This is a genomic window from candidate division KSB1 bacterium, from assembly GCA_022566355.1.
Taxonomy (GTDB): domain Bacteria; phylum Zhuqueibacterota; class JdFR-76; order JdFR-76; family DREG01; genus JADFJB01.
This window is the reverse complement of sequence record JADFJB010000004.1, coordinates 48837-67547: the sequence shown is the minus strand read 5'-3', so window position 1 is coordinate 67547 and position 18711 is coordinate 48837. Positions and strand designations below refer to the sequence as shown.

The 18711-nt window shown below is 36.3% G+C and carries 23 protein-coding genes; all 23 read right to left on the bottom strand.

What is annotated here, in order from left to right:
* Positions 1 to 2: 2 nt before the first annotated feature.
* Entirely contained in the window at positions 3 to 1019 is a 1017-nt protein-coding gene (gene pseB, locus IIC38_01785) for a UDP-N-acetylglucosamine 4,6-dehydratase (inverting) (GenBank protein MCH8124683.1), read from the bottom strand.
* A gap of 291 nt (positions 1020 to 1310) precedes the next feature.
* Positions 1311 to 1550 carry a carbon storage regulator CsrA gene (gene csrA / locus IIC38_01780; GenBank protein ID MCH8124682.1) on the bottom strand — a complete coding sequence of 80 codons (240 nt, stop codon included), beginning with the start codon at positions 1548 to 1550 and terminating at the stop codon, positions 1311 to 1313.
* Positions 1551 to 1646: 96 nt separating this feature from the next.
* A complete protein-coding gene (locus IIC38_01775; GenBank protein MCH8124681.1) occupies positions 1647 to 2129 on the bottom strand; it encodes a flagellar assembly protein FliW in 483 nt (160 codons plus the stop codon).
* A 20-nt stretch (positions 2130 to 2149) separates the two neighbouring features.
* Complete coding sequence (locus IIC38_01770) at positions 2150 to 3013, bottom strand: hypothetical protein (GenBank protein MCH8124680.1); 864 nt, start codon at positions 3011 to 3013, stop codon at positions 2150 to 2152.
* Between the two features lie 49 nt (positions 3014 to 3062).
* Positions 3063 to 4424 (bottom strand): flagellar hook-associated protein FlgK, encoded by a 1362-nt coding sequence (gene flgK / locus IIC38_01765; GenBank protein MCH8124679.1) that lies wholly within the window; start codon positions 4422 to 4424, stop codon positions 3063 to 3065.
* Entirely contained in the window at positions 4424 to 4930 is a 507-nt protein-coding gene (gene flgN / locus IIC38_01760; GenBank protein MCH8124678.1) for a flagellar export chaperone FlgN, read from the bottom strand. The genes flgK and flgN overlap by 1 nt, the downstream gene beginning before the upstream one ends.
* A gap of 18 nt (positions 4931 to 4948) precedes the next feature.
* On the bottom strand, positions 4949 to 5530 hold the full coding sequence (locus tag IIC38_01755; GenBank protein ID MCH8124677.1) for a transglycosylase SLT domain-containing protein: 582 nt from the start codon (positions 5528 to 5530) through the stop codon (positions 4949 to 4951).
* A 215-nt stretch (positions 5531 to 5745) separates the two neighbouring features.
* Positions 5746 to 6849 carry a flagellar basal body P-ring protein FlgI gene (locus tag IIC38_01750; GenBank protein MCH8124676.1) on the bottom strand — a complete coding sequence of 368 codons (1104 nt, stop codon included), beginning with the start codon at positions 6847 to 6849 and terminating at the stop codon, positions 5746 to 5748.
* Positions 6850 to 6901: 52 nt separating this feature from the next.
* Positions 6902 to 7426 (bottom strand): flagellar basal body L-ring protein FlgH, encoded by a 525-nt coding sequence (locus IIC38_01745; protein ID MCH8124675.1) that lies wholly within the window; start codon positions 7424 to 7426, stop codon positions 6902 to 6904.
* A gap of 69 nt (positions 7427 to 7495) precedes the next feature.
* Entirely contained in the window at positions 7496 to 8281 is a 786-nt protein-coding gene (gene flgA / locus IIC38_01740; GenBank protein MCH8124674.1) for a flagellar basal body P-ring formation protein FlgA, read from the bottom strand.
* Positions 8265 to 9053: a flagellar basal-body rod protein FlgG gene (gene flgG / locus IIC38_01735; protein MCH8124673.1), complete on the bottom strand. Its 789-nt coding sequence runs from the start codon at positions 9051 to 9053 to the stop codon at positions 8265 to 8267. Before flgG ends, flgA begins: the two co-directional genes overlap by 17 nt.
* A gap of 21 nt (positions 9054 to 9074) precedes the next feature.
* Positions 9075 to 9803, bottom strand: a complete 729-nt coding sequence (gene flgF / locus IIC38_01730) for a flagellar basal-body rod protein FlgF (GenBank protein MCH8124672.1) — start codon at positions 9801 to 9803, stop codon at positions 9075 to 9077.
* A gap of 372 nt (positions 9804 to 10175) precedes the next feature.
* On the bottom strand, positions 10176 to 10634 hold the full coding sequence (locus IIC38_01725) for a dTDP-4-dehydrorhamnose 3,5-epimerase family protein (GenBank protein MCH8124671.1): 459 nt from the start codon (positions 10632 to 10634) through the stop codon (positions 10176 to 10178).
* 224 nt (positions 10635 to 10858) lie between these two features.
* On the bottom strand, positions 10859 to 11923 hold the full coding sequence (locus IIC38_01720; GenBank protein MCH8124670.1) for a response regulator: 1065 nt from the start codon (positions 11921 to 11923) through the stop codon (positions 10859 to 10861).
* Positions 11902 to 12393: a GAF domain-containing protein gene (locus tag IIC38_01715; protein MCH8124669.1), complete on the bottom strand. Its 492-nt coding sequence runs from the start codon at positions 12391 to 12393 to the stop codon at positions 11902 to 11904. Before IIC38_01715 ends, IIC38_01720 begins: the two co-directional genes overlap by 22 nt.
* A gap of 136 nt (positions 12394 to 12529) precedes the next feature.
* The gene (locus IIC38_01710) at positions 12530 to 12808 is read right to left on the bottom strand and encodes an EscU/YscU/HrcU family type III secretion system export apparatus switch protein (protein ID MCH8124668.1); all 279 of its coding nucleotides are present in this window, start codon (positions 12806 to 12808) and stop codon (positions 12530 to 12532) included.
* A complete protein-coding gene (locus IIC38_01705; protein ID MCH8124667.1) occupies positions 12805 to 13170 on the bottom strand; it encodes a response regulator in 366 nt (121 codons plus the stop codon). Before IIC38_01705 ends, IIC38_01710 begins: the two co-directional genes overlap by 4 nt.
* 24 nt (positions 13171 to 13194) lie before the next feature.
* Positions 13195 to 13878, bottom strand: coding sequence for a hypothetical protein (locus IIC38_01700; protein ID MCH8124666.1), 684 nt, complete (start codon positions 13876 to 13878; stop codon positions 13195 to 13197).
* Positions 13879 to 13897: 19 nt separating this feature from the next.
* Positions 13898 to 15355 (bottom strand): hypothetical protein, encoded by a 1458-nt coding sequence (locus tag IIC38_01695; GenBank protein MCH8124665.1) that lies wholly within the window; start codon positions 15353 to 15355, stop codon positions 13898 to 13900.
* 5 nt (positions 15356 to 15360) lie between these two features.
* Complete coding sequence (locus IIC38_01690) at positions 15361 to 16605, bottom strand: HAMP domain-containing histidine kinase (protein MCH8124664.1); 1245 nt, start codon at positions 16603 to 16605, stop codon at positions 15361 to 15363.
* Complete coding sequence (locus IIC38_01685; protein MCH8124663.1) at positions 16586 to 17545, bottom strand: HDOD domain-containing protein; 960 nt, start codon at positions 17543 to 17545, stop codon at positions 16586 to 16588. Before IIC38_01685 ends, IIC38_01690 begins: the two co-directional genes overlap by 20 nt.
* Before the next feature lie 15 nt (positions 17546 to 17560).
* Entirely contained in the window at positions 17561 to 17872 is a 312-nt protein-coding gene (locus tag IIC38_01680) for a hypothetical protein (GenBank protein ID MCH8124662.1), read from the bottom strand.
* A 20-nt stretch (positions 17873 to 17892) separates the two neighbouring features.
* Positions 17893 to 18699 (bottom strand): FliA/WhiG family RNA polymerase sigma factor, encoded by an 807-nt coding sequence (locus IIC38_01675; protein ID MCH8124661.1) that lies wholly within the window; start codon positions 18697 to 18699, stop codon positions 17893 to 17895.
* Between the last annotated feature and the right edge of the window lie 12 nt (positions 18700 to 18711).

Genomic DNA, 18711 nt, shown 5'->3' with positions numbered 1-18711 from the left:
TATTATGAGAATACAAATTCTTCCTTTGATTCTATTGGCTCGTTCAGCAGCACCAAATCGAGTAACTCGCTTGTTCCCAGCCACCAATCATTCGTATCACTGCTGTATTTGAAGTTCTCATCTAATTTTTCACGTTTACTGTTCATTCTGTTATTATTTTGATTTGAATCCATTTGAACGACGTAATAATCATCAAATTCAACCGTATTGTGAATTTCATCTTCGGTAAGTAAAACTTCATGAAGTTTCTCTCCCGGTCGAATACCTATTATTTCATGACGGCACTCCGGAGCAATTGCATTCGCTAAATCAACAATACGCATACTTGGAATTTTGGGTACAAATATTTCACTCCCTTGCATTATTTCCAGACATTTTATCACTAAACCAACGGCCTTGTCCAGGGTTAGCCAAAACCGGGTCATTCTTAAATCCGTAATTGGAAGAATCCCGGTGGAGCGTTTTTCTTTAAATAGAGGGATCACACTTCCCCGGCTGCCAATTACATTGCCATATCGTACTACACTAAAACGTGTGCCGTTAGCTCCGGTATAGGCTTTTGCAGCGATGAACAATTTATCTGCACAAAGTTTTGTAGCGCCATACAAGTTAACAGGACTTACTGCTTTATCGCTACTTAAAGCGACGACACGCTTCACACCACAATCGATGGCGGCATCAATCACATTTGACGCTCCTAAAATATTGGTTTTGATAACCTCCAGCGGGTTATATTCCGCTGTGGGAACCTGCTTTAACGCTGCCGCATGCACAACTATATCAACATCATTAAAGGCTCTGTAGAGTCGATCTTTATCCCTGACGTCTCCTATAAAATACCGGATTGCCGTGTTTTTATCCTCAGGGAATATTTGTCTCATTTCATGTTGTTTTAATTCATCCCGGCTAAAAATAATCAATCGGCGAGGTTGATAACGCTCAAGCATTATTTCAGTAAATTTTTTTCCAAAAGAGCCTGTGCCGCCAGTAATTAAAACACTAAGATCTTTCCAAATCATACTTTTCTCCAATACTCTTCATTTGAATTTTATAACTCTACACAGCTCCGCCATATAAGCCACATGTTGAATAGACATATTTTGTCAAATTATCATTTTTCAGGTCGTTTAACTGAATTGAACAACTCAAATAAATCGAAGACTAAACCAGGGTTTTAACTCTTAACTACCCTTAATTTATTTGTACTTAATAAACATAGATGCGCTTAATATACTAAAGTAGCGTGAAGTCATGTGGCCTCCCAACCTGCTGACTTCTAAAAACAAGCTATTTTTAAATTCTTGATGATGTTATTTTCGTGTTTTTTTCTTGACCAGTTTTGCAAGAGATGATAGATGTATTTTACCAGATTTCGCAGCGGCAATGTTTTGTTTGATTATTTTTTCGAGGAGCTCCTTACGATAAATAGCTATCGACTTTGGGGCGTCGACTCCCAACTTAACCTGGCCGCCTTTTATCTCAACAACGGTAATAATTACATCTTCACCAACGATAAGGCTTTCGCCCGACTTCCTTGTCAATACAAGCATTTCATCTTCCTTGATAAAATGATTAATAATTACTACGGTTCATCAGATCACCAGAACTTTATTAGCCTATTCTTAAACCTGGGAACCGTATTTGATTTAACAAACTTCTAATTGTTCATGCTCGACAACTTTTTGAGCACTTACATTTAAAATCGGATATTTAGTTGAATATTGTTCATCTACCACGACAATTTGCTTGCCTAATTTTTTAGTTATATTGATCAAGAGAGGTCCAAGTAAATTTGCAGTAGATTTTACCGGATCGGATGAAAGTGTAATCATTGCGAATATCATAAGTGTGTCATTGGGATCCGATTTCAACTCGACCATATCAGACTCGTATATTTTGGGCTGATAATCCGACAAAAAGTTTTGAGGATCAACCAGGACAAAGGCCAAATCTGGATCTTCAATATTTACCAACCAGTAAAAGGGTTTTATATCATCAGAATCTAATAAGACGAATCGCTTATTTTCCTCGAAACCTGGAATACCGCGTTCAAACGAAATTTCTTCATCTAAATCAATTTCCAATTTACCCCAGCGCTTTGTATTTAAAACTTTTTTGCCCAAACTCACAATAAACTCCTCAGTTTACACTACTTCAATATACTCGTCAAAGTTGTTTCTATGATTTTGCTTCCAGCCAATAAAGCAGCCTGATATGCCACTAAATGTAGTTCAAGGAGAATGATAGATTCCGCGATATCCGTATCTTCTAAAGATGAAAGCTGTTCAGATAACGTAACAAAATCGTTTTTTATCTCATTTTTTCGATCTATAAAATATTTAACCTTTACTCCTATCTCGCCTATTTTTGAAACGATAGCGCGAAAATGATCTCGGTTTAATTTCTCCATGGAATCACGTATTTGGTTTTTATCATTTTTTTCCAATCCATCTCTTAATTGGATCAAGGTTTCAAATACATTTTCGTTTCCATAAAATATTCCGTTATAATCACTGCTAATTTCTGTTACATCGTTGTCACCGATACTTCGATTCACTGCACTTGAAATATTACCATCAGCAAGCACACGCGTTATCCTATTCTGATTATCCCTTATAGCTACAAAAGGTACTGAGTCGGTTTTCGTTCCTCCGAATAAGTAACCTTCCACAGAATCCTTATTACTCAAAGAAAAGAGATGCTCAATAAGTTGATTAACTTCAACAGCTGCAATTTGTCTGTCCTGATTGTTCAATCCGTCACTTGCTCCGAATATCGCTAAATCTTTTGCCCTATTGATCAGATTGCTTACATCATTTAAAGTATTTTCCGTTAATCCGAATCGACTAAGACCATCATCAATATTACGAATGTATTGATTATTCCGTTCTATTTTGGAGTAAATCCCAAGAACAATGGGTACTCCACTTGCATCGTCAGATGGCTTATTCAGTTTTTTACCTGAACTGATTTCAATTTGAAGTTCGCTAATACGTGATAAATTCTGTGCCAAGAGCGAATTCAAATTCGAAATGAATGTAAAAGATGTAACCCTCATATACCTACACCATATTTATAACTGTTTGCAACATTTCATCTACCGCCCCAATAAATCGACTGGTAGCAGAAAATGCATTTTGATATTTAATCAAATTAATCATTTCTTCTTCAAGAGATACCCCCATGATAGATTGACGTTGATTTTCTAAAGCTTTTACTACACTGGTTTGTATCTCAAAATTATCTACCGATGATCTTCTTTTTTGTCCAATTATTGAAACTATAGATTGATAGCTTTCATCAATTGTATTTGATGCATTTCTTAAAACTTTAGCATATCGAACATTTGCAATATCTAATGAACCAGCTCCATCTCCATTTTGACCATCTTTAGAAACTGCAATGTTTGAAGCATCATTGATGATTTCAGGTTTTACTCGGATTGATCCAGCTTTTATACCAGTACTGTTAAAAAATTCTTTGCCAGTACCCCCTTTTAAATCGAAAAATGTTTTGTGCAGAGTATTAACTTGCTCCACTAAGTTTTTCGCAATTTCATCAAGTTCCTTTAACTCATCGGATATATTTGATTGCTCAACCAATGATTTTAAAAGACCATCTTTTATATTTAATTCTTTACCGTTATGTATTGAAAGATATACATTATTTTGTCCAGCCTGATTTCTACTTTCCATCTCTAGTTCATAGGAATTTCCTTTATCCAGCAATATTTGATTACTGCCAAACAAGGTAACGGAGCCTCCTTCATTAAATATAACTTTGAGGTCAATATAAGTGGACAATTCATTAATTAGGCTATCTCGTTTGTCCAGCAATGAGTTATTATAGCCTGCATTGTTGCTATCTCTGATTATCTGTGTATTTATTTTAGCTATATGCTTCAATAAATTATTAAAATCATCAGTCCTGTTTTTTAACTCTACCTGAGATTGTTTAGCTAACGTACGCAGTTGGTTATCCATGTTATTAAGTCTGATTGCTAGTCTCTTTGCTTTTATGCTAACACCTGCGCGTGCTCCTGAGTTTTCCGGGTGGTTTGAAAGCTCTAACCAAGAATTCCAAAATTCATCCAAAAACTGTGATAATCCTTCACCAGTCAAATCATTGAAAACAGACTCCACAAATGCGGTATATTTATCCTCAGATTCATAGTAACCGAAATGCGCCTTTTCTTGCCAAATTCCTACATCGATGACTTGATCTCTGCCTCTTTGAATGCTGTCTATATGAACTCCCGTTCCTAGTAAAGATCCATAAACGGTGGCTGATGACAGTTTTAACGTTTGGCGAGAATAATTTGGATTTTGCGCATTTGCAATATTCGAACCGGTAACATTCATACCGGCTTGCTGCGCCATTAAAGCAGAGTAAGCGGTTGTTAATATGTTGTTGAGGCCAGCCATTATATTTGTTTATTTATGTATGAAATATCAGTTGCTTCTCTATTACCTTTAGCATCATAACCAGGCTGTGTCATAATCCGCAAATATTTAATTTGGCTTTGAATCATATCCAGGCTTTTTTGGATTAATAGTTTATTTCGATCTCTTTTCTTCTGAATTTTCTCTAGGCTAAAATCAAAGTTTTCTTTTAATTCAATGAGCTTATCCCTGTAATCAGGAGGAGAAGCCATAATCAACTCATGTAATGAATGCTTGTTTGAACCAGGCAAAAAAGTTTTTATCTTTTGATACTTTTGCTTTTCCGCCTCTTGCGATTCAGCAAGTAATCTCTTCTGATCTTTTAATATTGAAACAAAATCTGTTAATTTTTGATTGATAAGAACGTGGTATTGACTATCCAAATTGTTCACAAACTTTTGTAGTGATTCATTTTCAGATGATAACACCTGTACTAATGTTCTATAAAATTCTTCCGGAAGCGAAATAGCTTCTTGCTGTTTTGACATCCAACCTGTCCTTACTATCTAGGTTATTTCTTTTGGCTGTTTGGGTTTCATAGAATAATAATTTTGTAGAACCTTCTTAACATAGTTTTGCGTTTCTTTGAAATGAGGAATACCACCATAATTTTTCACATTTCCTGGTCCGGCATTATATGCTGCAAGAGCAAGTTCTAAATCATTATCGAATTGATTCAACAATTGCTTGAGGTACTTTGCTCCGCCTCTAATGTTCTCTTCAGGATCAAATGGGTTATTTACTCCCATCATCTTTGCTGTCGAATCAATAAGTTGCATCAAACCTTTTGCCCCTTTTGATGAAACAGCGTTTGGATTGCCTGCAGATTCCTGCATAATTACCGCATGAATCAGGTTTGGATCCAGGTCGAATTCCTTAGCTGATCTTTGAACAATTGGCTCCAAATTTTTTAGTTTATGGATCGAATCAAGTTTTCGGCCATTGCTCTTCAACTCATTCACACCATCAAGAATTTCTTTGAGAGGCGTCCCTGTGTCCAGTTTACCTGATAACTGCCTGAATAGTATATCTGCAAAACCTCGATTTTGACGCTTGGCCAATTCTATGGATATCTCTTGGTCAAACATACTTTCGTAGAAATCATCGGCCAATTTCCGGTCGAACAGTCCACCTTCAGGAATCGTGTCGCGCATAGTTTTTAGCATATGGGCGATAAAAATGGCTTCAAATTGCTGTGTCGCTTCTTTTAGCTTTTCTAACTTCTCTTTCCTGGATTCTACACCGGTATCATCACCAGAAATAGCTCTGGGTAAATTTGCAGTTGTGTTTAACGAATCAATCATTACATAATTACCAATTCTGCGTGTAAGGCTCCGGCTACTTTCAAAGCCTGAAAAATCGCAATAAGGTCGCGTGGAGTAACACCAAGTTCATTCAGAGCAGCGGCAATATCCTGTATTCTTACACTCTCTTTTACCAATAATAATCTTGAATTCTCTGTCGTCACTTGAGTGCTAGTTTGTTGTATAGCTACTGTTTGACCTTGCGAAAACGGCGCTGGTTGTGATATTATAGGTGATGCACTAATCTCGATGGTTAAATTTCCATGTGCGATTGCAACTTCCGAAATGCTGACATTCGTACCAACCACAATCGTACCGGTACGTTCGTTAACGACAACCCTTGCCAGTTGATCAGGTATTATATCCAATACTTCCATTTGAGAGATGAACTGAATCCGTCCAGCAGGATTTTGATATGTAGTTGGAATTGCAACTAACAATTGTCCCGCATGAACGGGAATAGCGATACCGGAACCAAAATTCTGGTTAATTATATCCGCAATTCGAATAACGGTTGTAAAGTCGGGTTGATGTAGGTTGACTCTAAGTGTATCCATCGGAATAGTAAAGGGTTTGGTTCTTTCAACTGTACCGCCAAATGGAACACGGCCAACATGCGTATAATTTTTGCGAACCTGCTCTCCCCCAATGGTTTTGATATCAAATCCTCCAACAGATATGGCACCCTGGGCTTTCACATAAACGTCGCCTTCATCATCAACTAATGGAGTCATCAGCAAAATGCCGCCTTGTAAACTTGAAGCATCTCCCATCGATGAAACGACCACGTCAATTTGTGATCCGCTTTGCACAAATGGAATCAACTCTGCTGTCACCATTACTGCAGCCACATTCTTGATACGGAGCCGTTGCGAAGGTAAAGTTATGCCGAAACGTTTAAGCATATTGCGCAGAGTCTGGTTGGCCATTAGGGATTGCCGGCTATCGCCAGTCCCATTTAGTCCAACCAAAAGTCCATAGCCAACTAAATGTGTTGTTCCCACGCCACCAATTTTCGCAATGTCTTTTATTCGAACAGCTTGAGCAATATTATTCATCAAACCGGCTAGAATAAAAACCATAAGTACAATAGACCAAATTATTTTTCGTATAACTTTTCTCATTGAGTCACTAATCCATAAATTAAATGAACAGTTAAAAGATAAAATCGATTATTTTTGAGATTAATCCTCTTTTCGTTGCCGAACTTGCAACACCCTTGCCTTTATAACGAATTTCCGCATTTGCAATATGATGTGACATAACAACGTTGTCACTCGAAACGTCTTCCGGCCGTACCCAACCGGTTAAAATGGTAGTTTGCCGGTCGCCATTTATTTCAACCTCTCTGGCACCCTTGATCTTTAATGCGCCATTGCGTGCAACCTCTACAATCATGGCGCTTAGTTTTCCGCGTAATTGGCCATTTTGACTAATACTGCCTTTACCTTTATATTCATTGCCATATCTAGAACTAAAACCCAATGGTGACAAAAAACCAAGAGATCCGGTCCCGCCTGCGCTGATACCCAAATTATTCTCACTTTTTGTACTGTTTGACATACTATTACTGCCACTTGATATTTCCATGATGTAAATCGTTATGATATCGCCTATACTATGGGCTTTGAAGTCACTAAAAAGAGAATTAGGCCGTTTTGAACTTTGCCCATGAGCCATATTGATTCCGCACATTATCAACATCAATATTCCAAATAAAAGTTTTCGCATAACGTTTGTTTTCTCCAATTAGAGTTCTATAAGAACAGTTTTTCTATTCTGAATTGTACCTACCAATTTTTTACGTGTAGATAAATTCTCAACTTTGATCATGTCTCCTATACGACCACCCTGCAGAGCTTTCCCAGTTGCAGAAACTTTAAGATTCTTCAACTTTACCACAATTTTAAGAATATCACCCCTTGTTACCAAAAAAGGCAGCTCAACCATATCAAAAAAAATTGGTTTACCCTTTTGGACAATCCTTTTTGTTTGTAAATTGAAGACATCTTCTAAATTCCTAAAAAACATTCTCTTAATAGTAGTGGACTCTATTCGTTGAATTAAAACTTGGTCCCCTGAAATCCTATTTAATTTATTCAACTGTGATTTTGCAACTACCATATTATCAAAAGTCTTAAAACGAACTGTAGTCAGAAATTTCTTAATCAAGGATTTATTTGAAAAAACAGCCACTTCTATCGAGTTTGCTCCCCTTTTTACCTTACCATATCTTTTCGATATTTTTACATCCCAGTTGGAAGGATTAACTTGAATGGGACTCGGTATTTCATCAAACTGCAGTATAACCTCATCATGAAACTCATGGAAATTATTCAATAAATTGAGTTTTATTTTATCCTTAATTATTTCAGTGGAAAGGTCAACAGTCACATCTCTACTTTTATCTACGTTGCTATAAGACAATAATTGAGATTGCCCGAAAAGGGGGTTTGAGAATACAAAGCTCATTAAAATAATAGATGTAATAGGTGTTCGCTTCACGGTTTGCCTCACATTATCTATGTAATCCATTAGCGGTTGAGAGCATTTCATCTGCGGTTTTAATCGCTTTCGAGTTAATTTCGTATGCTCTTTGAGCGATGATGAGGTTAATCATTTCTTCCACTACATTTACATTGGAAACTTCTAAAAAACCCTGGAGAATGCGGCCAAAACCCTCATCTTCCGGTGCTCCGAATTGAGCTTCTCCCGAAGCAACGGTCGGGATGAATAAATTTCTCCCAAGACTTTCCAAACCTGCAGGATTAATAAATCTTGCTAACTCTAATTGCCCGATAGATTCCGGGTCAGTTTGTCCTGAAAGAGTTACACTGATTACCCCATCCGGACCTACATAAAATGATTTCGTATCCTGGGGGAGTGATATGCTCGGCTCTAAAATGAGACCATCAGCTGTTACAAATTGCCCGTCTGCAGACAGTTTGAAAGCCCCGTCACGGGTAAAGGCTAAAGTGCCATCAGCTAGCTGAATTTGGAAAAAGCCGTCACCGTTTATTGCAAAATCCAGAGGATTTTCTGTGGTTTGAATATCTCCTTGAGTGAATTGCTTAACAATTGACATTGGCCTGGTGCCATGACCAATTTGGATTGCCACATTTGTGGCATTGGTTAGATCATTTTCAGCCCCGACACTTTGAATTTTGCTGTATAATAAATCTTGAAATTCTATTTTACTTCTCTTAAACCCTGTCGTATTCACATTGGATAAATTATTTGCGATCACATCAACGTAAAGTTCTTGTGCATACATACCGGTTGCTGCTGAACGAAGTGCCCTTATCATAAACAAACTCCTTTTTTCATCTTAAAATCTTCCAACTGAATTGACAGCTTTTTCCAGGGTGTTGTTTTGAGCCTGAATAGCTTTCTGACCAGCCTGAAATGCCTTTGCAATTGTAATCAATTTCACCATTTCATAAATCGGATTTACATTTGATTCTTCCAAATATCCTTGACGAAACATCGTATTCCCCACATCCACCATTTCGGAATTATCAGTCTCCTGGAACAACGACTCTCCCAATTTTAGCAATGAATAAGGCTTTTGGAAATCTACAATTTTCAATTTATCTACAAGAGCATTATTCTGGTAAATCTCACCATTCCCTCTAATTTCAACCTGACCGGGAAATAATTGAATCGGGCCTGCTGTCCCCATTACCTTATATCCATTAGCTGTCATCAATTGTCCATCTTCATCCAATTGAAAATATCCATTCCTGGTATAGGCTTCACCATCTTCGGTTAAAACTGTAAAAAATCCGGTTCCGTCAAGTGCAACATCGAGTGAATTGCCTGTTTCCTTTAACTCTCCCTGGGCAAAATTAGTCTGAACATTTTGTGATTCAGCTAAACTGCCTTGACTGCCATCAAAATTTAGTTGAACCATATTTCCATCAAGCAGTTTTTTAAAATGAACAGTATCTTTTTTGAATCCGGTGGTATTCAGGTTCGCAAGGTTGTTCGCAGAAATTTCTTCTTCCAACATTCTTGATTGCATTCCAACAGCACTTGTATATATTCCTTTGATCATAGATTTTTTCCTATTAATGGTTCAATTCATAAATCTTTTCGCAATCAACGTGCCATCTTTTCAATCATTTTCCTTAAAAACTTTGTGATCCCATAACTAATTGTTATTTATTAATTTATACTGGAGAATCCGTGAACATAGCTAGTTTTAACCTAGTATTGCAGATTACACAAACCGGCAACTTCTTCCATGTTGTTGTAGTTTAGCAGGATTGTTTTTCCGCTATGATTTTAAGGGAAACCAGCCTTAACAGGTAAGTTTTAGAAGGGGTAAAGTCGATTAAGTTTGTTTTTATTATTCACAAAACTGCCCCATTCAGAATAATGATTGAAGTACTAAAGAAGAATTTACGTCTGATTGTCAAATTTCGGTTCAGGTAATCTCTGAACCTTTTAACCAATCGTAACCAATGTCAGGATCATCATAAAGTATGCGACCTTCTTCTTCCGGATCATAAGTTTTCGATGTAATGTAAAACAGGGTTGCCGGACCACTTATGCATTTACATCCATGAGCAACGCCATGTGGGATTCTCAGTACCTGGGCTTGTTGGTTATCACCCATAAACAACTCTACTAGTTCTTTGTGCGTTGAAGAGTTTTCTCGTTTGTCATATAAAACTACTTTGAGAACTCCCGAATGAACGTACCACCAGTCCACCTGGTTTGGATGAATGTGCCAGGCTTTGATTACACCATTGTACATTTTGGAAACGCTCCATTGCCCAAAACCTTCTCCAAAAAAATCATCGGTAACGCGAATGATTTCCCGAAAAAAACCTCTCTCATCGCAATATGTAACTAACTTTTTTACTTGAACTCCATCAATCAAGGCTATCTTCCTTTAAGTTATTGTTTATGTGAGATCCCAAAAACCAAAATAAAGAATCAGTTGTTATTATCCAAATATCGCACTAAACATAAAATCTGTTTATTCTCAAATCATAAAATTATTAATTCAATATTCAATATCAAGATTAATTTTTTCTTAAAAAAACTTGTTTTCTTTTTTGCATAAAAGAGCGTTAATGTGAGATTATTTAGAGACTAAATAGGTTAATTCGAATCACTCAAATCTACCATTTTTGTATCTCCAAGGTAAGAGGTTTGGACGGGTTGCCTAATATCCCTTAGTTTTTGTGTGATTTCCTTGATCCTAACTGCATTTCGAAATATGACTTTCAATTTCTTTTGTGCCGAACCTTCCAGCATTTTATCTTCCAAAAGTAGTTGTACATTGCCAATAATTGGAGCTAACGGGTTATTGATTTCATGATTAATAGCTATGGCAGTCTCAGAAAATATTGCCAATTTTTCTTTTTCGACAAGTTCTCTTTCAAGCCTTTTAATTTCAGAAATATCAGAACCTATAAAAATAATGCCTATCATTTCATCCTGTTGATTGTAAAGTTTTGCCAATGAGAAACTAAATGGCACTAAATTATTGTTTTGATCTTTTAAATTAAGTGAAACATTACACAATTTATCTTTGTCATCCAATAATTTAATCAATTCTGAAAGCGACGGAGAATCTTTACTAGTGATTGAATCAAATGTTTGACCAACCAGGTCGGATATTTGATATTGCAATACTTCTACATGTCCGCCATTGTAAAAATTAATTTTGCCGTCTTTATCAACGATGAATAGAGCATCGGGGATGGTATTCACAAGATTTTTTAAAAAATCTTTTGCTTTGCTGATCACTTTAAACAGGTGCTGTTCTTTAACTTGGATCTCATGAGTTGTGAGAATATTCTGAATAACATTCAATAGTTCTTTTGGACCAAACGGTTTCGATAAAAAGGCAGCCATCCCTCTTTCCAAAAAATCCCTAATTTTTTCTCTTTTCATCTCTTTAGCAGTCAGCATTATAAATGGAATTTTGCCGACAGATCGATACTTTGGATCGTCCATTACTTCATCGAAAACTTGCTCGCCACTTTTACGGGGCATCATATTATCAAGAATTACTAAATCCGGCTTTTTACTGAGTAATTTCTCTAATCCTTCTTCTCCTGTCATTGCAGAAATCACATCGAATCCTGCATTGGTTAAAATATGACGAGCAATCAGTTGAAGGTTTTCATCATCTTCTATCACGAGTATTCGTTTTGACATAGGGCTTCTATATTTTGGACGTTAAGAATATGATTCAGCATTTTTAGAGTTTCCTTCTTGTACGCATTGGTTTTTGCATGACCCAAGTTAATCACGCCCACCGTGTTCCCATCTCTTATTACCGGGCAACACATAAACGATTTAATCGGATTACTCTCAAATCTTTGGCTTTTATGCACCGAGCTCAGGACTACCGGCCGTTGGCGCTCGGCCACCCAGGCTGATAAGCCACTCCCACTTCGGAAAGTTACGGTTTCGATCAGATTAAATCCCCTTTCATCAAGCTCCACTTCCTGCAAAACTCCGGAAACCGGATCTTTTCTGAAATAAGACACCCAGTTATACCCGATTTCTTTCTTTAATTCATCAATTATCTCTCGAATACCCGGTTCGGTTTTCTTTTGTAAGAAATCCAACTCTAGCTGTTCTATATCTAAAACAGCGGTATCTTCATATTGTTCAGTATACATTTTTCAGGTCTCCCTTCTTTAATGAATGAATTTCAATTTTTCCCAACATGATTAATCTTCCTTTTTTTTTGAATGAGTTAATCCAATTCTATTATTCAATGAATCCTAACACAGGAAACTCTGCTTACATTCAATGCTAACTAACCTGCGATCCTTCATTCTGATGATAATTCATGATGAATGAAAGAATCTTAGCAACAGGTTGATAAAGTATCTCTGGTATCATTTCTCCTACCATCAATGGATATAAAGATTGCATCAGATTATTGTCTTCCAAAATAGGGACATCATTTGCTTCAGCCAAATCAAGAATTTTGTCTGCAACGCAACCAACTCCCTTGCCGACAATTTGAGGAGCCTGGTGCAGTTTAGGTTCATATTTAAGAACTACGGCTTTATTCCTTTTTGATGTCAAGCGACTGCCTTTGTTATTTGATCCCGAATTTCATAGATATCCCAAGGTTTTGGTATAATTTTTTGGAAAACACCGATTTCTCTGCAATAATTCTCTTGCTTTTCATCCAAGTATCCCGTCGTAAGGATTCGATACGTATTTGGATGATTTTCTTTAAAATGGGTTAACACCTCTAAACCTGATATATCATTTAGTATTAGATCACAAACGATTAAATTGATTTTATGCTTCTTTGAATAATCCAAAGCGGTTTTTCCTGATTCGGCACAGATAACATTGAAGGGGCTGTCCTTAAAGACATCCTCTATAATTTCGAGAATCTCAATTTCATCATCTACAAATAATACTATTTTCTTAGACATTATTAATCTCAATTTCATAAAAAGTTATGCCCGAATATCCAAATTTGCTAAACCAATCCATTGTTTTCTAAATGAACCAATTTCTCTTTGCATGTCAAGAATTTTCAATTCTACTGATTTAATATTTTCATCGGTTAAATACTCTTCAAGCTCGGGTACTCTTTGTGATAAAAAATCTCGCAACTTTGGTTGTTCAACCCAAATTTTTCCAGCCAGATTTTCATTTTCATATTTCAAATCTATTGCCAAATGGTTCAATAGTGAACTGTTAATGATTAAGTAAACTGAGTCACGGGCTGGATTACCGCCATTGCGCTTGCCATTTTCTTTATCCGGATATATTTCTAAAAATGATTTCTTACCAAAATAGGATTCCGGCAAAGGCAGCTGCGCATAATTAATTTCTTCACTTGAAATAGTCATATTCTGATGGATTTTGTTACCATTAACTTCAACTAATTTCAGTTCTATTTGAGATTTGTTTTTAAGTACTTTACCGACAATTTTATCTCCGGCGAACAGTGCAATTTTAGATTGGGCAACCAAATTTATTCCTTTTGTATTTAAAATAAAGAAATCGTTTTTAGACATTGCCTGGATGATTTTCCCTTTAATTAATTCACCTTCTTGGAATTTCTGGGTAAAAACATCCGGTAAAACCGACTTAACAAAAAAGTTTCGTAAATTTTTTAAACCAATTCCATTCATGATGTTCTAAAATTTAGCATTAAACGGTTTCAGCAAGATTAAATCTCATATCGGGCGGAGTCATAGGACTATGACGTCCCCGAAAATTTAAGATTAGCTTTACTTCACCTTTTCCCATGTTTAGCATACGAGCAATTTCTTCAACACTATACCCCACCGAAGAAAACTGGCAAACCTTTTCCGTTGGATCTCCTTCATAAGGTAACGGATTTAAAGGTCTTTCATTGAATTCATCTTTAAAAGATCGTTGTGAATTTATATCCTCATTAAAGCTCTCCATACTCCGATTTTCTCCCGGTTGCTTATTTTGTACTTTTCGAAATGATTTTTTCGGTTTCTTCTTTTCCTGTATATTTTCCTGGATCTTACTGAGAACCTCTGTAAAGTGATTTTTATTCAGTTTTTTACTCTTCAATTGAAGCAATTTTCGACTTTTTTTGAGATACAATATCCACCCCAATAGAAAGCTTATGATTAGGAGAAAAAAGCCAAGTTGTAGATAGTTATTGAAATTCGCATTGAAAGCCCGTGCTGCTAAAGGTGCATAAGGATTAGTTTCAGGAGAATCAGACACCGGGCTTAAACCGGAGTTTGTGTCAGTTATTGTAACCCGGGGATCCTCCGGCACTTCTACTACACTTGTAGCAAGAACGGTTGAATCCGGTTGTGATAAACTATCGCTCGTACTGGTGATATTGCTTTCATTATACCTATTGGTACTACTTTTGTTATTTCTGCTAATATCACTTTCATTGTCACTATTGTTTTTGATATTCGACAGTGCTGTCAAAGAATCATTTTCTATCGAATTAATTTTATTCAGATATTTATTGGCTTCGCTATACTCGCCCTTTAAAATAGCTGCTTTTTTAAAATTATATTTGGCTTTTACCCAATCTTTCAATTTATAACGGAGTTGTCCACCTAGAAAATAGGCTTCCGCAAACCCAGGGTTTAATTTTATGGCAGAACGTACTTTAGTTAAAGCCTCAGAATATTCCCCGCTTTCAAAAAGCTGCATTGCTTTTTGATAATATTCTTGAGATAATTGTGAATTTGATTTCCCGACTGATTTAGATATTTTCTGATTGTCTAAAATGTGGATCCTTAGTTTATCTTTACTCTCATTTGTTTTTATGGATAATCTATTCGAAAGGACATTTTTAAAAGCCAGCAGTACAGTATTATTACCGAGTTCTAAAGCTTGGATATCGATACCTAATCCACTTAATGAAGCCAATAGAGCATCTTTATTATCTTGCTGAATGGTGAGTGGAAAAATCTTGACAAGTGTAGTTGACCGGGAGTCAAAATTTAATATTTCATGAGAAACCGAGGCATGTGTTGCTAAATTTATTTGAATGCCATTATCGACATTCTTAGTAGATATTTGCTCGATATAATTTTGCCCAAATAATTTCACTGTAGTTAATAAGACAAATGTTAATATTTGTAAGATTGAATAGTACTTCTTCATTAATTCTATCTCCTCAACTTCCGTTTCTTTTGGTTACTTTTGAATGGAATATAAATTTCAAATTTTGTTCCCTGGCCTAATTGGCTATCCACTGAAATTGTTCCGTTATATTTCTGTACGATTTGTTTGCATATTGATAAGCCTAATCCGGTACCACCAGATGTTTTTTTTGTGGAGTAAAGCAATTCAAAAATTTTTTCGTGATCTTTGGGATCAATGCCGGAACCATTATCTTTTATAGTAATACAAACACCTGCATCAAAAAGGCGAGTCCCGATTGTTAATTTTCCCTTGGCCTGCATTGCGTGCTGGGCATTGTTAATTAGATTAATAAAAACCTGCTGTAATTGAATCGGGTTACCATATATTACTGGCAAGTCATCCACTAAATTTGTACTTATTTCAATTTTATTAATCTTCAAATTATGGCACGTTAAATCCAAGGAACTATTAATTACCTGGTTGATGTTTATTTCTTCGTCGATACTTTCATTATTTCCTCGTGCAAAAGATAAGAGTGCATGAATGAGTTTTGATACTCGATTAGCCTGGGTTTCAATTACTTTCATCTTATTTTGTACCTGATCGGGTAATGAATTAGACTCGATCAATAATTGCAGCCGTCCCAGAATCGTGGTCATTGGATTATTGATTTCATGTGCAACACTTCCGGCTAATTCACCCAACGAAACCATTTTATTCGTCATCTCAAACTGGTTGGTAATTCTTTCAAGCATGCTCTCCTTTTCAGCTAATTTTGAGCTTAATTTGAGAATTTCTATTTTATCTGATATGAGAGTACATAATATTTTAAGATGGCTGAGGACTGATCCATTTTCGAGATGAATGGAATTCTCCGGTAAAATTTCAATCACACCTCTTGGTTGTTTGTTCTGGTGCAAAGGCATAAATATGGATTTGGATGGATGAAATTCATCATAACAAAACTCTGTTTCTGAAATAAATACTTCATTGTGAAGTTGAGCCCAGGAAATAATACCCTCTTCCAACTGGTGATTTACAAATCCATGAAATTTCTGTGGAAATACATCAGCGACAAAATGCAATTTTTTTCTTTCATCATATTCAAATAACGTAATACTTTTGCAAGGAAGTACTTTTTGAATTGTTTCACGATAACGATCCAAAAAAATCACCCAATTATTTACGCTATTTAACATTTGGAAAGATTTAATGAAATCAACATTTGTATTAATGGATTTATCAATTTCATGCATGGTTAGTGGCATATTCACTCCATTGATTATCTTGGTAATTGCTTAATTGCTTATCTCCCGGGCGATTTCGGACCAAATCAAACAAAGCTTGTTCTTTTTCGATTTCCTGACTAATTTTCTTAAAATAGTAGTCTTCATCAATATTGCCATTCCCATCCAAAACTAAATTTAGTGCAAGAATGGCCTCCTCCTGGAAGCAATTTGTTGAAAGATCTCCCGAAAAACCTGCACCAATTTTTTTGGTCAGGTAATTTGCAAAATGGATAATCCAAACGAGCCTTTGATGTTTCAGCGCTAATTGCGGTTTATGGTGGAAATAGATACCTTCCACAATTGAATCCGATAGGTTCCATTTTTCTGCAAGCCATGCGCCTGCATGTGCATGGTTGATTCCCGATAATTGCTGTTCTTCCGCTTCAAACATCGGAATATCTTCTTCTATCATTTGTTTGATAACAATTTCAAATTCATTTCTAAAATGCAAGCTAATGACATATTTGCCCAAATCATGAAGGAGACCTGTTGCAAAAGCTTCTCCGGCAGGCTGGTAACCACACTCCCTGGCAAGTAAACGACTGGCGAGAGCAGTACAAATGGAATGTTCCCAAAAAAGATAAATATCAAATGGAGCCGTATTATTATAGCAGGAAAATCGATCTATGACTGATACACTCAATCCGAAATTTTTAACCGTTTCAAAACCAAGAACGACTATCGCCAAAGTAATTGTATTTATTTTTCTTGGAAATCCATAATAAGCGGAGTTTGCAAGTTTTAAAATCTGGGCTGCGAGAGCCTGGTCTCCTGAAATAATTCTATCCAGTGTTTGGGCTGAAGATGATGGATGGTCAATAACCTCAATCATTCTAGCTATCGTTGTGGGTAATGTCGGTAAATCAAAAATATGCTGAATTACATTTTTGATTTGGTCTGAATTAATGTTTTTGCTCAAGAATATGCTCCAAACCTAAACTGTTATGTCGATTAGTTGCCCCATCTTAGATTCAATTTTTTCTGTATTATCTTCTGATGAATCTCCGGTTTTACGGAATTTCCTTTTCTTTCTTCTTCTGTTACGGTCCCGATTATCATCCCGAATCTCTACTTTCTCTCCGTGTTTTGATTCTTTTGTTGTAGTCGCTTCTTTAGTTGCATCCTGTTTTATTTGCTCTTTTATCTGATCTTTGTTCACTTGCGGTATAACTTGGGATGAATCATGAATTTTTTGTACTAAAGGAATTTTTGAAAGATTATCTTGTAAATGTAAGGGCGCTACCATAGCCCCTCCTTGTCAATCGTTCATGAATAAATAAACTCTTTAAGTTTTAATCTAAGGCGTTGAACCGCTTTGGTATGGATTTGGGAAACTCTTGACTCGGAAACTTGCATCACCATACCAATCTCTTTGAGAGTTAGATCTTCATAGTAATACAATGCTAAAACCAATTTTTCGTTTTCTGGCAGACTATTTAAATATTCAACCAGAATATCATTTAACTCATCATTCTCCATTATTTTAATCGGATCTTCAGATTTAACATTGGTAATTAGATCGTAAAGAGTACCGTTGGTTTCGCTAGACTCATAGAATTCACGATCGAGGGACATCATTGAGTTATCACCCACCTTAGAAAGCATATGTTCGTATTCTTCCAGGTCCATTTGCAATTCATCCGCAATTTCTTCAGCAGTTGCGACACGTCCAAGCTGTGATTCGATACTCATAATGGCTTTTTCAAGCTTTTTCGCTTTACTGCGAACTGAACGTGGTACCCAATCCAACGCTCTTAGTTCATCCAGGATAGATCCGCGAATTCTTGGAACGACATAAGTTTCAAATTTCACACCCATTTTTATATCGAATCTATCGATGGCCGCAAGCAGTCCCATTGTTCCTGCGCTTACCAAATCGTCATAATTCACAGAATTGGGAAGCGTAAGAATCATTCTTCCAACCACATATTTTACCAAAGGAAGATATTTTATGAGAAGCTTTTCTTTAATGGCCCGATTCTTGGTTTTAGTATACATTTGCCACAAATCACTGGGGTCTTCATTCTGATTTGTGCTTTTATATTCCTTTGCTGCAATTGTCTGCAGTGTCATAACTCGCTCTCC

Coding starts and splice junctions, on each gene's coding strand:
- pseB (MCH8124683.1), bottom strand. CDS start 1,019: ATGATTTGGAAAGATCTTAGTGTTTTAATTACTGGCGGCACAGGCTCT.
- csrA (MCH8124682.1), bottom strand. CDS start 1,550: ATGCTTGTATTGACAAGGAAGTCGGGCGAAAGCCTTATCGTTGGTGAA.
- flgK (MCH8124679.1), bottom strand. CDS start 4,424: ATGGCTGGCCTCAACAACATATTAACAACCGCTTACTCTGCTTTAATG.
- flgN (MCH8124678.1), bottom strand. CDS start 4,930: ATGTCAAAACAGCAAGAAGCTATTTCGCTTCCGGAAGAATTTTATAGA.
- IIC38_01755 (MCH8124677.1), bottom strand. CDS start 5,530: ATGTTTGACCAAGAGATATCCATAGAATTGGCCAAGCGTCAAAATCGA.
- IIC38_01745 (MCH8124675.1), bottom strand. CDS start 7,426: ATGGCTCATGGGCAAAGTTCAAAACGGCCTAATTCTCTTTTTAGTGAC.
- flgA (MCH8124674.1), bottom strand. CDS start 8,281: ATGGATTACATAGATAATGTGAGGCAAACCGTGAAGCGAACACCTATT.
- flgG (MCH8124673.1), bottom strand. CDS start 9,053: ATGATAAGGGCACTTCGTTCAGCAGCAACCGGTATGTATGCACAAGAA.
- flgF (MCH8124672.1), bottom strand. CDS start 9,803: ATGATCAAAGGAATATATACAAGTGCTGTTGGAATGCAATCAAGAATG.
- IIC38_01720 (MCH8124670.1), bottom strand. CDS start 11,923: ATGTCAAAACGAATACTCGTGATAGAAGATGATGAAAACCTTCAACTG.
- IIC38_01715 (MCH8124669.1), bottom strand. CDS start 12,393: ATGTATACTGAACAATATGAAGATACCGCTGTTTTAGATATAGAACAG.
- IIC38_01705 (MCH8124667.1), bottom strand. CDS start 13,170: ATGTCTAAGAAAATAGTATTATTTGTAGATGATGAAATTGAGATTCTC.
- IIC38_01700 (MCH8124666.1), bottom strand. CDS start 13,878: ATGAATGGAATTGGTTTAAAAAATTTACGAAACTTTTTTGTTAAGTCG.
- IIC38_01695 (MCH8124665.1), bottom strand. CDS start 15,355: ATGAAGAAGTACTATTCAATCTTACAAATATTAACATTTGTCTTATTA.
- IIC38_01690 (MCH8124664.1), bottom strand. CDS start 16,605: ATGCCACTAACCATGCATGAAATTGATAAATCCATTAATACAAATGTT.
- IIC38_01680 (MCH8124662.1), bottom strand. CDS start 17,872: ATGGTAGCGCCCTTACATTTACAAGATAATCTTTCAAAAATTCCTTTA.
- IIC38_01675 (MCH8124661.1), bottom strand. CDS start 18,699: ATGACACTGCAGACAATTGCAGCAAAGGAATATAAAAGCACAAATCAG.